Origin of the sequence: Bacillus sp. AY2-1 (genome assembly GCF_008368965.1) — a bacterium.
Lineage (GTDB): Bacteria > Bacillota > Bacilli > Bacillales > Bacillaceae_G > Bacillus_A > Bacillus_A thuringiensis_S.
The window spans coordinates 1-13,030 of record NZ_QPEL01000084.1; the positions used below are offsets into that span (position 1 = coordinate 1).

Consider the following 13,030-nt stretch of genomic DNA (forward strand, 5'->3'; position numbering starts at 1 on the left):
AAGTATCCGTTCGTACTTAATGTAGCAGAACTTACACCTAGTATTAAAATCACTATTAGTAAAGGTAAGTTTTTAACCAATTTGAATCCCCCCTTTAAATATAATATCTTTATATTATTATATCACACACTAGGTTATGTAATTAATATAAGATAGTTATCTATGGGAATTTAACATATTTTTTCGTTTTGGGGGTGACCTATTTTTTTAGCTTGATAGCGATGTGGTGCTACCCCAAAATAAAAAGATTAGGAGTGAATCCTAATCTTTTTATTTATACATATTTTTGGTTGTTATATCACTATCAATTCCAAAACGGGATATTTTGAATAAATGAAACCGTCAAAATTAGTGTTGATGCGGAACCAGCAGTTACTAAAGTTACTATTTTTCGTCCATTCTGTTCTTTTGAAGGTTTTATAAGTTCTGTAATTAACACAATCCATATTATGATAGAGACTATTGAAATAATATTTATAGACATATGTATCACATCCCTTCTTGTTTTTACATAAATATTTCTTCTTTTATAAAATAAAAGCAATTTAACAAGAAAACATGTACCTCATTAAAAATCAATATTTCCCTGTTAAACCACCTTTTTTAAATAGAAATACGACTGATAAAACGATAACAACAGCCTTCAAACTTCCCCAATATGGATAAATAGTATGATCTGTTAGACTAGCATATTGAAAAATATTCTCTAAACCGAAAATTCCTATCATGACTGCTAAAATAAATGAAGCTGATCCATACGTCCCGTTATGATAGAGGGTAAATAAGTATATTGCACATATAAGTGGTACGATGATTTGTAATAAGAGTGTCATAATTAGTCCCCCAGTATATTGATACTTATATTATATACAAAATTGTAATAAAAAGGAATGCGACTTATTTAATACTAACAGAACTACTCTAATCATATTCTTCTATAAAAAAGAAGAAAAAGGGGTGTACAGTTAATTGACAAAAGTTAAAGTTAATTTACGACCCATTGTTCATAACGTAAATTTACCAACCGTATTGAAAACAACGATACTTCCAGGTGAATCGACCGAAAGACTATTTATCGCAACTCAATTAGGAGAGATTTTTTACATAGGGGACGGAGTTATAAAAAAATTTTTAGATATGCGTCACCTAATTATTAAATTAGGTACATCTGAAGAAGGTGTTTCTAGTAGCGGTTATGATGAACGAGGATTACTAGGACTTGCATTTCATCCGCAATTTTATCAAAACGGTTTATTTTATCTTCATTATTCAGTAGCCGGAACTCAAGGTCCAGGTGCACTTTCTGAACAATTTAAACCGAATCCTTGTGACCCTAAAACGTTAAATTTAAAGTGGGTTAATAGAAATACGCAATATGATCACATTGATACAGTGGAAGAATGGACTTTACAATCTAACGGCCAAGCTCAAAAGCGACGAACATTACTGAATGTAAGAAGACCATTTTTTAATCATAACGGAGTCAATAGTTTAAACTTTTCACCTGAGACTGGAAAACTTGTTTTTACAAATGGAGATGGCGGATCAGGTTATGATCCATTTAATTTAAGCCAAGATGATTTAGAAATAGCAGGAAAAATAATTGAAATCGATGTAAATAAAAATACATTTATAAATAACCCTCCTGTAGTTACACGCTTTAATGACCTTCCTTTATCTATACAAGAAACACTTACAGTAATTGCAAAAGGAGTACGTAATATAACCGGCATTTCATTTCAAAGGTTTTATAATCAATATATCAAATACACCGGAAATGTCGGACAGGATATTGTAGAGTCTATTTTTTCATTTGTTCAATATAAACCTATACCAGTTACAGAACTTGTTCAAATGCATTTTATGAGGTTAACTCCCAATCAAGATGGTTTTATCAATTTTGGGTGGCGAGGATGGGAAGGGGATTTACCTACTTCTTTTATACGACATTGTTCCGAAAATCAGACTTTGGATGAGAGAACAATAGTTTATTATGATGAAACAATACAAACTTCAGTGAAGCGTATTCTGCCTCTACTTAGTTATTTTCATAAAGATTTTAGAACCGATAAGTTTGGAGGAACTTCACTTACAGGAGTTCAGCCATATATGGGAAATGCAATTTCAAATTTAACGGGTAGCGTTGTTTTTACCGACCTTGCTAAGAAAGAAGATTCTCGACCGCCAGTTAAGGGTGTTTTAGCTTATACTAGAGCCGGTACAGACGGTAAACATGCTGACTTTCATGCTATTGAAACCAATTATGATTTTGGTACGCAAGCAGCTTATTATATGAGTTTAGGAACAAATTCGGCTCAAACTAGGTTATATTTAGGAGTTTACGGTTCTATGAAAGTAACTGATTTTAACAAAGGTACCATTTTTGAAATTATTCCTTGATACGATACAAATGCTCAGTCTAAAAACATAAGGAATTTATTCTGTTTTCAAAACGCAAGACTTAACTTGTCCCCCTAAAAATCTTCAATGTATTAGCATCTATTAACTTGGAGAAAGTAACTCATAAACCATATGTGTACGAATAATATAGAAAGTAATGAATGAGGTATCTTTAGGGGGTATTTTAATGAATCGTTTTGTACGTTATTGGTATCAACTGATGATAGAGCATGATATAAGCTTTGTTCATAAAAGAAAATTGTCCCTTGCGAATAAGTTAGTACTTACAGCTTTGATGAGTGCATTGGCCACCATGTTTCAAGCGGCGGGGAACTTAATTCCTGGTATAGGTTTGCTCATTAGTCCATTTTCGACATTGCCGATTTTTTTTTGCTATTCTCTATTCTATTCGTGAGGGAATACTTTCTTATATTCTTACTATTTTTCTATTATTTATTATTGAGCCAAGTGAACTAATTGTCTTTCCTTTTACTACAGGCTTATTAGGTCTAGCCTTAGGACTAGCCTTTTTAAAATTCAAGAGGAGAATTTGGATTGTTTCCTTTTCAGCGACTTGTCTACTTATAGGGATTATGATCGTTCTCGATGTTTTCCGTTTTCCGGTACTTGGTCCTACTGTTCATACAACTATGGACATAAAAATTATTTTATCAATATTTATACTGAGCTTTCTATACTGCTGGATTTATGCAGGTTTTTGCAGAATAATGATGAATAGATTATGTAAAGTGTTGTATTGACAATGGCATAATGAAGATTGGAGAATGCATTCATGACTAACGTTGCAGTTAGAAGACCAAATTTGAATGATGTAGATGAACTATATTTATTTTTCCGGATAGTTATTACGAATACATACAAAAATGAAGGATTGTCACAATTATTGGATGACATAGAAAATGAAATTAACTCAAAAAAGCAGTATTTGAAAAGTGATTTTGATAGTAACGGAGAAAGTCGTTACTTTTTATTAGCAATTGATACAAGTAACGATAAAATCATTGGAACAATCGAAATTGGTCCAGCAAGTACATTGATTAATAGTTGTACAGGTGGTGTACTTAAAAATTTGTATGAAATAGGAACTGTATTCATACTTCCGGAGTATCAAAGAAAGGGAATAGGGAGTTTATTACTACATACAATGTTTCTTACATTACTTAGCAGAGGGATAACAGAATATTGTTTAGATAGTGGATATAAAAATGCGCAAAGTATATGGACGAAAAAGTTTGGAAAACCTAGCTATGTATTGAAAGATTACTGGGGCGAATCCAGTGATCATATGATTTGGAAGAACAATTTACATGATACACCTATAATATTTGAATTATAAAATGAAATATGCCTCTGAACATAGCTTTTCTTACTTATGTATGCTATTATTTATCTTTATAATAAAAGAGGACGTGAATGAACTTGATTAAAATTAAAATTCCTGAAGCTGATGTTTCAATTACTGAACGTAAACAAGTTATTAAAGGAGACGAGCCAATCATTACTCCAATTAATGGCTTTATCGATTTCCACTTGTTCCCTAGAGATAAAGGCGGCATTTTTATGTTTTATAATATTAATGACGAACTTCTTTTCGTAGGTAAAGCTCGTAAAATTAGACAACGTATTAAGAAGCATTTTGAAGATAATGTTTCACCAATTAAAAATCACCGTGATGAAGTATACCGCATTGATGCATGTATCGTAGAAGATCCAACAGAAAGAGAAATTTACGAAACATATATCATTAATGAATATAAAGCGAAATATAACGTTGATAAAGTATTTTACAAATAATCAACATTAATAAAAAACAATCCTAGCTAATATGCCAGGATTGTTTTTTATTTAGATTTATTCTTCATATCTTTCTCCTTTTTTCAAATGATTAGCCACAATAAAACAGAATATCCCTATAAATATAAGTACAATACCAACCGTTTTATGTTTTCCCTCAAAGAAAGGAATATCTGAAATAACATTTGTCATACATAGTCCTAAAAATACAAGGATAGGGCCCACCCAAAGTAATACATTACCGAATTTTGTGTGCTTCCACATAATAACCCTCCTTAATTCTCTTTACATATATATCCATAAATTAAAAGTAAATTCATAGAGAAATATAGTTTTTTTCATATCGAAAATTTAACCCTCATATATTGGTACAAGCAAAAGAGAAAGGAGACCATCATGAATTGGTTAGAAGCTTTCATATTAGGTATAATTCAAGGTTTAACAGAATTTTTACCAATCAGTAGTACCGGACATCTTTATTTAGGAAGGCATTTATTTCAATTAGATAAAGCAGGCTTATTTTTAGATACGATGTTGCATATTGGGACTTTACTTGCAGTGTTTATTTATTACAAAAAAGAATTTATATATTTAATTAAAAACCCATTTTCAAAGCTCATGTTATTACTTATTGTTGGGACGATACCTGCAGTTGTTATTGGTTTATTGTTTAAAGACTTCTTTGAAGATATTTCAAAAACAGGAATCACGATCGGTTGGGAGTTTTTAGTGACCGGATTCTTTCTCTACATGGCAGATAAACAAAAGAATGGTCGTAAAAAAATGGATGACATCACATATAAAGACGCATTAATTATCGGTTCATTTCAAGCGGCTGCTATTTTCCCAGCGATTTCTCGTTCTGGTATGACAATCGTCGCTGCATTATGGAGGCAGTTAGACCGTGAAACTGCTGCTTACTTTTCTTTTTTATTATCAACGCCAGCCATTGTCGGAGCCATTATTTTGCAATTTGTAGACGTTTTTCAAGGGAAAGCAGAATCTATTTCTAGTACATCTTTAATTGTCGGAACGTTATCAGCAGCGTTTTTTGGATACATAGCCGTTTCATGGATGATTCAATATTTAAAACGTCACTCCTTAAAAGTATTCGCGTATTACGTATGGGGATTAGGTATTTTAATTTTAATGTTGCAATTTACTGATGTATTTTAAGTATAATGATAAAGAAGTTAATTAGTTTAAGATCCTGTTTCATTCATACAAGGCAGGATCTCTTTTTATTAAGGGGGAAAATATGTTTAATACGGCTATCGTTATTGGTGGAAGTATGGCAGGAAAGTTTGCAGCAAAAGCATTATCAACTTCTTTTAAAGAAGTAATCATTATAGAAGCTGGTGAAAGATGGGATGGAAAGTCTTCGAGAAAAAGAGTTCCACAAAGTAATCATCCTCACGTGTTATTAAAAGGTGGAGAAAACGCAATTGAAGAATTGTTTCCTAATATTACGAACGAATTAATAGAAGCGGGTAGTATTATAAACAACTTTACGCGTGATTTGAAATGGCATCAATTCGGTCTATGGAAACAACCGTTCATAGGGGAAGTACATATGATTCAACAAAGTCGTCCTTTGCTAGAATGGCATATTCAAAAACGAATACATCAAATTTCAAATATTACTATTAAATATGAAACATTGGTTAAAGGGTTATTGGTAGATGCAAAGCTTAACAAAGTGTGTGGAGTAAAAGTTAAATATTTAGAGACAGACACACAAGAAGAAGTTCATGCAGATCTTGTAGTTGATGCGAGTGGATTTGGCTCAAAAAGTATAGAATGGCTACGAGAATACGAAATTGAAGTAAAAGAAGAGAAAGTTCGTATTGATTTATTTTACGCAACGAAAATGTTCAAACTTAAAGAAAATGAGGAGTTAGACTGTTGTAATATGCTAATGTCTCCGAGTTTCCCTGATAACCCTTATGGCGTTCTTATTCAAACGATAGAAGATAATCGTTATTTTGTTACTTTCAGTGGATACGCAAATGAGAAAGCACCACAAACAGATGATGAGTTTTATGATTTTGCTGAAAACCTATCAATTTCTAATGTTACAGACTTCCTAAACAAGGCTGAGGGAATTACTGATATAAAGACATACAAAATTCCTTATCAAGTACGCCGGCGATTTGATTTAGTGAATAATGTACCAGAAGGCTTATTAGTTGTTGGAGATGCGCAATGTCGTTTTGATCCCGTTTTCGGCCAAGGCGTATCAGTTGCTGCTATGGAGGCTCACCAGTTGCAATTACTTCTGCAAGGCAGAAAACAGCTTGATAAAACATTTACACAACAATTTTATAAAAAGACAGCTAATATAATAGAAACCCCTTGGGATATGACAACGACAGAAATATCACGTCACCCGCAGCTAAAGAGAGAATTAACTACAAAACAAAAATTTCAGCTATGGTATACGAAACAAATATATCGACTATCCGCAAGTAATTCTGATGTTTATATTCGGTTAGTACGAGTGATGAATTTAATTCGTAGTCCATTTCATCTTTTTCATCCGAAAGTGCTACTATCTGTATTGCTTAATCGAAAGAAATAGCAGGAATATAATTGATTAAAAAAGAATGTATAACAGTTAGTAAATCAAGAAGGAGAATACGAGATGGAAATATACATAGAGCAACTAAAGAAACAAGATGTTAAGGATTTATTTACGTTTGAACTTACGAATAAATCTTTTTTTGAAACAATGGTACCAAATCGTGGCTCGAAATATTTTGAATTTGAATATTTCCAAAAACTACTAGACGATTTATTAATAGAACAAGCGGATGGAGATTCTTATTTTTATTTAATTCGTAATGAAGAAAAAGAAATTGTAGGGCGAATCAATTTAGTAGATATAGATACGGAAACTCGAATTAGTTCACTAGGGTATCGGGTCGGAGAAAAATTTACTAAAAAAGGAGTTGCAACAGCAGCCGTAAAATTAATTTTAGATGTAGCGAAAAATAATGAAATTACTGACATTTATGCTAAAACAACGACTAATAATCTCGCATCACAAATTGTACTAGAAAAAAGCGGATTTTCTTCTTATCAAAACGAATCAGATACAACATCTGTAGAATTAAATGGAGAACATGTGAAGTTTGTACATTATATTTGGAGAAATACTTCGCGCTTATAATAAGGAGGACTTATTCATGAATGATTTGCGTTATCCAATTGGCCAATTTACATACAAACGTCCTATAACGGAAGAAATGATTGATACATGGATTCAAGAAATTGAAGATTTACCTAATGAACTAACAAAGGCAATTAAAGATTTAGATCAGAAGCAGTTAGATACACCATATCGCGTTGGAGGTTGGACTGTACGTCAAGTAGTTCATCACGTCGTTGATAGCCATATGAATAGCTACATACGCTTTAAATTAGCACTGACAGAAAAGAATCCAACTATTAAGCCGTATAAAGAAGAGAAGTGGGCAGAGTTACCCGATTCAAAATTACCGGTAGATGTTTCACTAGTAATGCTAGATTCATTACATAAAAGATGGGTTAACCTTTTATATTCTCTAGAAATTGAAGATTTAGAAAAGACATTTAACCATCCTGAAACTGGTGAAACAAAACTTGCTGTTGCAATAGGACTATACGCATGGCATGGTCGTCATCATACCGCTCATATTACTTCTTTAAGAAAGCGTCTAAATTGGTAACATGGATATTATATTAGAGAAGGCGACAGAAACTGATGCAGAAGTTATATTTCAAATGCAAATAGACTCATTTAGCCCTTTATTACATAAATATAAAGACTATGAAACAAATCCAGCAAATGAAACTATCGAAAAAACTATTTGTAGAATAAATCAAGTAAACGGTGGCTTCTATAAAATAATAGTGGATATGAATCTTGTTGGAGCGATATGCATTTCACAAAAAGAAACACCCTCTAAATTTTGGATCAGTCCAATGTTTATTCATCCGGGTTATCAAGGAAAAGGAATTGCTCAAAAGGTGATTACATTAATTGAGGAAATGTTTCCTGAAGCAACGAGCTGGGAACTTGCTACTATTTTAGAAGAAGAGAAAAATTGTTTTTTGTATGAAAAGATGGAGTATAAAAGAACAGAAGTTATAAAGAAATTAAATGATAAAACTACACTTATTTATTACAAAAAAGAAAGGTAAAGCATATAAAACACGCTTTACCTTTTTATGTTATTTTAGATTAAATATACAAAAATGATGTATTTTCTTCCAAAATACCCGGGTTAGTAATTTCTGAAATGAATAAAAATACAAGAAACCACTACTTTGTCGTATATGTCACTAACGCTTTTTGAATGCTTAAAATACTATCGTCACCTTTAAATTCTTTCGTAATTGGATCCTCCATACTAGACACCCAAATTTTAAGTTCTGCATCTAAATCAAAATGCCCAGCCGTTTCGATGCTATATTGTGTAATACTTTTATAAGGAATAGAATGGTATTCTGTTTTTTTGCCGGTTACTCCTTGTTTATCTACTAAAATAAGTCGACGATTTGTAAATACGATTAGATCACGAATTAATTTATAAGCATGCTCTACTTTTTCATCGTCTAGCATAATCTTCTCTAAATCACGTTCTACACTTTCAGAACTCGTATTTGATGCATTTCCTAAAATACCGCTAAATAAACCCATATTAAATTCCTCCTTTAATATATGTGGAATGAATTACTTATATTGTAACATGTTACTCACAAAGATATTATGACATTACTTTAGTAGTTTCTGGTTATTGTTGTAATCAGTTTATATAACCTCATCTTAAAATCTTGTGCTAATATGAAATTAAGAAAAAAGAAGCAGAGGGATATAACATGAAGAATATCGGTTTAGTATTAGAGGGCGGAGGAATGAAAGGTTTATATACTGCAGGTGTACTCGAATATTTCATGGAAAAGAACTTATTCTTTCCGTATGTAGTCGGCGTATCAGCTGGAGCCTGTATGGGGGCAACCTATTTGTCACGTCAAAAAGGGAGAAATAAGAAAGTAAATACAGAACTAGTATCAGATTACAGGTATATATCTTATCGAAATTTAATTCGAAAACGTGAATTATTTGGGATGGACTTTTTATTTGATGAAGTACCTAATAAAATCGTCCCGTTTGATTTTCAAACTTTCTTAAACTGTAATGAACAATTTGTTATAGGGACGACTGATTGCGAATCAGGACGAGCTGTTTATTATAATAAAATAGAACATGGAAATGATATTTTAAAAATCATCCGTGCATCTAGCTCAGTTCCGTTTATAGCACCTGCTGTAGAATACGATAATCGTAAGTTGTTAGATGGAGGAATTATAGATCCTATTCCAGTTCTAAAAGCTCAAACTGATGGTTATGAAAAGAATGTAGTTATCATGACAAAACCAGAAGGATACGAAAAGCAGCGGAATAAATTTTCTAGACTGGCTAAAATTTTATATAGAAAATATCCGAATATCGCAGAATCTTTAGTAGAACATTATCGTTTTTATAATGAGACGATATCTTATATGAATCAAATAGAACAAAAAGACAACTTTTATGTCATTCAGCCTAGCGTACAACTTCCAATAAGTGGAATAGAAAGAAATAAAGAGAAACTTGTTAATTTATATAACCTTGGCTATATAGATGCTCAATATCATTATGAAAACTTATTAAATTGGATAGAGAAATAAAGGAGGAGAAAGTTGAAGTTAGGAAAAAGGGTTATTTTTAATGAATTGCAGAAAATGCCTAGTCCGCTGTACAAACCGTTTCCTTATCGCGCTACAGCAAAATTGCAGCGAAACTTAGAAAGTAGATTTACCGAAGATAATTGTATAAACGCTGATTTTAATCATCATTGGATGCATACAGCAGCTACTTTAAATTCTGTACTAAATGGAAACGAACAGAACATTACGTTTCAACAAATAAAGTGGTTAAGAAAATCGTTTTTTGAGTGGTTTCCGCAATATCGTTTTCTAGAAACAGAAATTGTGAATTATCCCATTTTGTATAGAGATTTCATAAGTTATGAGAAGACCAGGAAGCTATTACTTTATTACCTTACTGAATAAAAGCGAAAACGTACAGGTTACATTACTTGTACGTTTTTTGTTCATAAAACATTCAATATTAACAATTAGTTTATATAGGAATTCTAATGAGAAGAAAGAAGTACATATAATAGAATGATACAGGGGAGGAGAGAGGAATAGCTGTTTTGCTTTAAGTTATTGTCCAACTCGAATACAGTTAGTTATTTATGTTAAAATATTTCGAGTGAAATCAAGCTTTTAAGGATTTCATTGAACATTAAACAAAACAAGTTAGCAACGTAGAAGGGATAACATTAACATGAAAAACGTATCAAATATAGATAAAGTAGAATCAATAAAATCTTTACAGTCAACAATTAGTAAACTTGAAAATGCCTTATCACAGATGACTCAAAAAGGATCAAATACTACTTTAGTGAAAAAAAGACTCAAAACAGCTAGTATCGGCTTAGCTATGTTAGAAAGTGTTTGGAAGCAAGAAACTCATCATTATACTCAGGAAGATTTAGCAGAAGCTCGTAATGTTCTGATTGGTTTGCTTCCATCAATTGAAAAGATTTACGTTAAGTCAAAGCTTGGGAGTCCTCAAAGAACGCTTTTAGAAAGAAGAATAAAATCGTTTGAACTTTCTATTCAAGCAATAGACAATTATTCTAGTAAATAACTTATTTAAAGAGTCTTATTACAAAAGTGTAGCAAGACTCTTATATCATTCTATCAAAATTAAATATCCTTACTGCCACATTGCAGCAAAGGCAAAACATCTTAATCTACCTCATAATTATTCTCAAACTTCACATCTTCAAGAACATTTCATTGTCTTTAATAAAAATCCATGCATTAAGTAATCTTCAATCGCAAAAACACTCAATTATTTAATTTACGAAAATGGAATACCGCCATGTATTGCTGTAGATCCTGTTAATCAGCTAGAAGAACTAACTTTTGAAAACGATATTCCTCGGATTGAAAATCAAATTTCATCTATAAATTCTAATGCAACTCAATTTCACTTTTATATGGTAGCAGGACAACTTGAAAACAAACCTCTTTTAACGGCCAATAATCACTTGTATAGAGCTTTAAAAGATAAAGGGTACAAAACCACTTATGAAGAGTTTCAAGACGGTCATGATAGCGTGTGAGGGTGAAAAAAGTTATTTGATGGATTGAAAGCTTTGAAATAGATAAAAACCACACTATAAAATAAAAAGGAGAGAAAATCTATGAATCAGGAAGAACTCGATAAAAAATTAAAGAAACAAGAGATTTTAGTAAAAGATGAAAAAGTTTGGTCGTATACGTATGAGGATCATATTAGTTCTATCGTTAAACAAGCAGAACAGAAAGGAGCTTTTGATAATTTACCTGGTAAAGGTAAACCTCTTAATCTCGATAAAGATCTTTCTTACAATCCTGAAAAGCAACTTTATAGAACTTTAGCAAATAATCATATTTTGCCTAGGTGGATTGAGCTTTCAAAAGAAATTGAAGATTTAAAAGAAAGACTAAAAGAAAATACAAATACGGCAGAAGCAGCGGAATTAATTCGAACTATCAATAAAAAGGTTTTAGAGCATAATTTACTTTGTCCGACAAGCGCGCAAAAAATGAGGGTGAAAATGGATTTTTAACGATTTTCAATTAAGCTATCGCTTACTATATAATTAAGTTAGGCATTTTCAATTCGTTACTAAAGGGAGGCAAATGTAGTGAAGAATACGTATCAACTTCAAATTCCGAAAGAACTAGAACAGTATCGTAGTATTTTAGAAGAAAGTGTGAAACCGTATGTTAAAGTGTCTGGAACATTAGCAGAGACAACGCTTTTTGAAAGTAAGTTTGGTGGTTATCCGTATTTACCTATAGATCAAGAGCATCCAAAAGACTCAAACGGACAACCTATGATGCTACTTGCGCAGTTAAACCTTGAAGAAATACCAAACATTGAACATATGCCTCAACATGGAATGTTACAGTTTTTCATAAGTGCTGAAGAAGATCTTTTTGGAGCAGATTTTGATCATCCCACAAGCCAAAAAGACTTTCGAATTGTTTATCATTCTACAATCACAGCGGATTTAACTAAGGTAATTACTGATTTTAGTTATTTAAACACTTTACATTTAGAGAATTTTATCATACCCGAAGCAGCAAAACTAAAGTTTGAGTTGGCATATCAACCAGTAACACCAAGAGATTATCGATTTGAAATGATTTTTAGTGATAACATTGATTGGGAAGAGATTGTTGATGAAGAAAATAATATAGAATTAGGCGAACTGTATGATGATTTATGTAAAGATCAAGGACATAAAATTGGTGGATATCCATTTTTCACACAGACAGATCCGAGAGAATGGGAAGAAAAATACCAACAGCATGACATATTATTGCTGCAAATCGATACAGACGATTCATTAAATATTATGTGGGGCGATTCTGGGGTTGCTAATTTCTTTATACGTAAGGAAGAGCTGTTAAATCTAGATTTTTCCAATGTCATTTACAATTGGGATTGTTACTAGAAGATATAAATAAATTAATAGCAAACAAAAAATCTTCCTGAAGGTGAGGAGGATTTTTTATGTTAAAAATAAGCGTTATGTTAACTAGAATAAAAAACAATGAGTGTAATGAAAGGCAAGCCTAAATAACAGAAATAACAACAAATAATTTAAAGTTGTAAAACGTGTGCAAATAGCAATCAATTCATTTAAGTAAAACATAAAAT

At 31.8% G+C, this 13,030-nt stretch carries 17 protein-coding genes and 2 pseudogenes; 15 read left to right on the forward strand and 4 right to left on the reverse strand.

Features of this window, described 5'->3' with window-relative positions; all coding sequences use genetic code 11:
- Nucleotides 1-304: 304 nt before the first annotated feature.
- Nucleotides 305-484, reverse strand: coding sequence for a hypothetical protein (locus DN403_RS20440; RefSeq protein ID WP_000026325.1), 180 nt, complete (start codon nucleotides 482-484; stop codon nucleotides 305-307).
- Between the two features lie 91 nt (nucleotides 485-575).
- The gene (locus DN403_RS20445; protein WP_000173569.1) at nucleotides 576-833 is read right to left on the reverse strand and encodes a hypothetical protein; all 258 of its coding nucleotides are present in this window, start codon (nucleotides 831-833) and stop codon (nucleotides 576-578) included.
- Between the two features lie 136 nt (nucleotides 834-969).
- On the opposite strand from DN403_RS20445, the gene DN403_RS20450 reads away from it, so the two are divergent.
- From DN403_RS20450 to DN403_RS20465, 4 genes and pseudogenes are all read left to right on the forward strand, one after another.
- Nucleotides 970-2,400: a PQQ-dependent sugar dehydrogenase gene (locus tag DN403_RS20450; protein ID WP_000169959.1), complete on the forward strand. Its 1,431-nt coding sequence runs from the start codon at nucleotides 970-972 to the stop codon at nucleotides 2,398-2,400.
- 187 nt (nucleotides 2,401-2,587) lie between these two features.
- Nucleotides 2,588-3,161, forward strand: a pseudogene (locus DN403_RS20455) (hypothetical protein).
- A gap of 32 nt (nucleotides 3,162-3,193) precedes the next feature.
- Complete coding sequence (locus DN403_RS20460) at nucleotides 3,194-3,757, forward strand: GNAT family N-acetyltransferase (protein ID WP_000185962.1); 564 nt, start codon at nucleotides 3,194-3,196, stop codon at nucleotides 3,755-3,757.
- A 77-nt stretch (nucleotides 3,758-3,834) separates the two neighbouring features.
- Complete coding sequence (locus DN403_RS20465) at nucleotides 3,835-4,215, forward strand: nucleotide excision repair endonuclease (RefSeq protein WP_001048937.1); 381 nt, start codon at nucleotides 3,835-3,837, stop codon at nucleotides 4,213-4,215.
- A 57-nt stretch (nucleotides 4,216-4,272) separates the two neighbouring features.
- On the opposite strand, the gene DN403_RS20470 is transcribed toward DN403_RS20465, so the two are convergent.
- Nucleotides 4,273-4,479, reverse strand: a complete 207-nt coding sequence (locus DN403_RS20470; RefSeq protein WP_098437247.1) for a hypothetical protein — start codon at nucleotides 4,477-4,479, stop codon at nucleotides 4,273-4,275.
- A 132-nt stretch (nucleotides 4,480-4,611) separates the two neighbouring features.
- Between DN403_RS20470 and DN403_RS20475 the strand changes: the two genes are divergently transcribed.
- The 5 genes from DN403_RS20475 to DN403_RS20495 all read left to right on the forward strand — a co-directional run bounded on the left by DN403_RS20475 (nucleotide 4,612) and on the right by DN403_RS20495 (nucleotide 8,400).
- Entirely contained in the window at nucleotides 4,612-5,391 is a 780-nt protein-coding gene (locus tag DN403_RS20475; RefSeq protein ID WP_001104288.1) for an undecaprenyl-diphosphate phosphatase, read from the forward strand.
- Nucleotides 5,392-5,473: 82 nt separating this feature from the next.
- On the forward strand, nucleotides 5,474-6,796 hold the full coding sequence (locus DN403_RS20480) for an FAD-dependent oxidoreductase (protein ID WP_000483450.1): 1,323 nt from the start codon (nucleotides 5,474-5,476) through the stop codon (nucleotides 6,794-6,796).
- 63 nt (nucleotides 6,797-6,859) lie between these two features.
- Nucleotides 6,860-7,387 (forward strand): GNAT family N-acetyltransferase, encoded by a 528-nt coding sequence (locus DN403_RS20485; protein WP_000409250.1) that lies wholly within the window; start codon nucleotides 6,860-6,862, stop codon nucleotides 7,385-7,387.
- A 16-nt stretch (nucleotides 7,388-7,403) separates the two neighbouring features.
- Nucleotides 7,404-7,925: a YfiT family bacillithiol transferase gene (locus DN403_RS20490; protein ID WP_000999070.1), complete on the forward strand. Its 522-nt coding sequence runs from the start codon at nucleotides 7,404-7,406 to the stop codon at nucleotides 7,923-7,925.
- A 1-nt stretch (nucleotide 7,926) separates the two neighbouring features.
- Nucleotides 7,927-8,400, forward strand: a complete 474-nt coding sequence (locus tag DN403_RS20495) for a GNAT family N-acetyltransferase (RefSeq protein WP_000351397.1) — start codon at nucleotides 7,927-7,929, stop codon at nucleotides 8,398-8,400.
- A gap of 121 nt (nucleotides 8,401-8,521) precedes the next feature.
- Here the strand turns inward: DN403_RS20495 and DN403_RS20500 are convergent, their stop codons facing one another.
- Nucleotides 8,522-8,899 carry a PH domain-containing protein gene (locus DN403_RS20500; RefSeq protein WP_000522474.1) on the reverse strand — a complete coding sequence of 126 codons (378 nt, stop codon included), beginning with the start codon at nucleotides 8,897-8,899 and terminating at the stop codon, nucleotides 8,522-8,524.
- A gap of 179 nt (nucleotides 8,900-9,078) precedes the next feature.
- Here DN403_RS20500 and DN403_RS20505 point away from each other — a divergent pair, with 179 nt between their 5' ends.
- The 6 genes and pseudogenes from DN403_RS20505 to DN403_RS20525 all read left to right on the forward strand — a co-directional run bounded on the left by DN403_RS20505 (nucleotide 9,079) and on the right by DN403_RS20525 (nucleotide 12,824).
- Nucleotides 9,079-9,930: a patatin-like phospholipase family protein gene (locus tag DN403_RS20505; protein WP_000789282.1), complete on the forward strand. Its 852-nt coding sequence runs from the start codon at nucleotides 9,079-9,081 to the stop codon at nucleotides 9,928-9,930.
- 12 nt (nucleotides 9,931-9,942) lie between these two features.
- Nucleotides 9,943-10,314, forward strand: a complete 372-nt coding sequence (locus tag DN403_RS20510; RefSeq protein ID WP_000765972.1) for a YxiJ-like family protein — start codon at nucleotides 9,943-9,945, stop codon at nucleotides 10,312-10,314.
- Nucleotides 10,315-10,594: 280 nt separating this feature from the next.
- Nucleotides 10,595-10,960: a hypothetical protein gene (locus tag DN403_RS20515; RefSeq protein ID WP_149185697.1), complete on the forward strand. Its 366-nt coding sequence runs from the start codon at nucleotides 10,595-10,597 to the stop codon at nucleotides 10,958-10,960.
- Nucleotides 10,961-11,057: 97 nt separating this feature from the next.
- Nucleotides 11,058-11,483 (forward strand): annotated as a pseudogene (locus DN403_RS32330) (hypothetical protein); the annotation flags it as partial.
- 39 nt (nucleotides 11,484-11,522) lie between these two features.
- Nucleotides 11,523-11,930, forward strand: coding sequence for a DnaJ family domain-containing protein (locus DN403_RS32335; RefSeq protein ID WP_001070924.1), 408 nt, complete (start codon nucleotides 11,523-11,525; stop codon nucleotides 11,928-11,930).
- Between the two features lie 78 nt (nucleotides 11,931-12,008).
- The gene (locus DN403_RS20525; protein ID WP_098437251.1) at nucleotides 12,009-12,824 is read left to right on the forward strand and encodes a YwqG family protein; all 816 of its coding nucleotides are present in this window, start codon (nucleotides 12,009-12,011) and stop codon (nucleotides 12,822-12,824) included.
- Nucleotides 12,825-13,030 lie beyond the last annotated feature (206 nt).

What these genes read in the sequence shown, in the direction of transcription:
- DN403_RS20440 (WP_000026325.1), bottom strand. Translation starts at nt 484, where the DNA reads ATGTCTATAAATATTATTTCAATAGTCTCTATCATAATATGGATTGTG.
- DN403_RS20445 (WP_000173569.1), bottom strand. Translation starts at nt 833, where the DNA reads ATGACACTCTTATTACAAATCATCGTACCACTTATATGTGCAATATAC.
- DN403_RS20460 (WP_000185962.1), top strand. Translation starts at nt 3,194, where the DNA reads ATGACTAACGTTGCAGTTAGAAGACCAAATTTGAATGATGTAGATGAA.
- DN403_RS20465 (WP_001048937.1), top strand. Translation starts at nt 3,835, where the DNA reads ATGAACTTGATTAAAATTAAAATTCCTGAAGCTGATGTTTCAATTACT.
- DN403_RS20470 (WP_098437247.1), bottom strand. Translation starts at nt 4,479, where the DNA reads ATGTGGAAGCACACAAAATTCGGTAATGTATTACTTTGGGTGGGCCCT.
- DN403_RS20475 (WP_001104288.1), top strand. Translation starts at nt 4,612, where the DNA reads ATGAATTGGTTAGAAGCTTTCATATTAGGTATAATTCAAGGTTTAACA.
- DN403_RS20480 (WP_000483450.1), top strand. Translation starts at nt 5,474, where the DNA reads ATGTTTAATACGGCTATCGTTATTGGTGGAAGTATGGCAGGAAAGTTT.
- DN403_RS20485 (WP_000409250.1), top strand. Translation starts at nt 6,860, where the DNA reads ATGGAAATATACATAGAGCAACTAAAGAAACAAGATGTTAAGGATTTA.
- DN403_RS20490 (WP_000999070.1), top strand. Translation starts at nt 7,404, where the DNA reads ATGAATGATTTGCGTTATCCAATTGGCCAATTTACATACAAACGTCCT.
- DN403_RS20495 (WP_000351397.1), top strand. Translation starts at nt 7,927, where the DNA reads ATGGATATTATATTAGAGAAGGCGACAGAAACTGATGCAGAAGTTATA.
- DN403_RS20500 (WP_000522474.1), bottom strand. Translation starts at nt 8,899, where the DNA reads ATGGGTTTATTTAGCGGTATTTTAGGAAATGCATCAAATACGAGTTCT.
- DN403_RS20505 (WP_000789282.1), top strand. Translation starts at nt 9,079, where the DNA reads ATGAAGAATATCGGTTTAGTATTAGAGGGCGGAGGAATGAAAGGTTTA.
- DN403_RS20515 (WP_149185697.1), top strand. Translation starts at nt 10,595, where the DNA reads ATGAAAAACGTATCAAATATAGATAAAGTAGAATCAATAAAATCTTTA.
- DN403_RS32335 (WP_001070924.1), top strand. Translation starts at nt 11,523, where the DNA reads ATGAATCAGGAAGAACTCGATAAAAAATTAAAGAAACAAGAGATTTTA.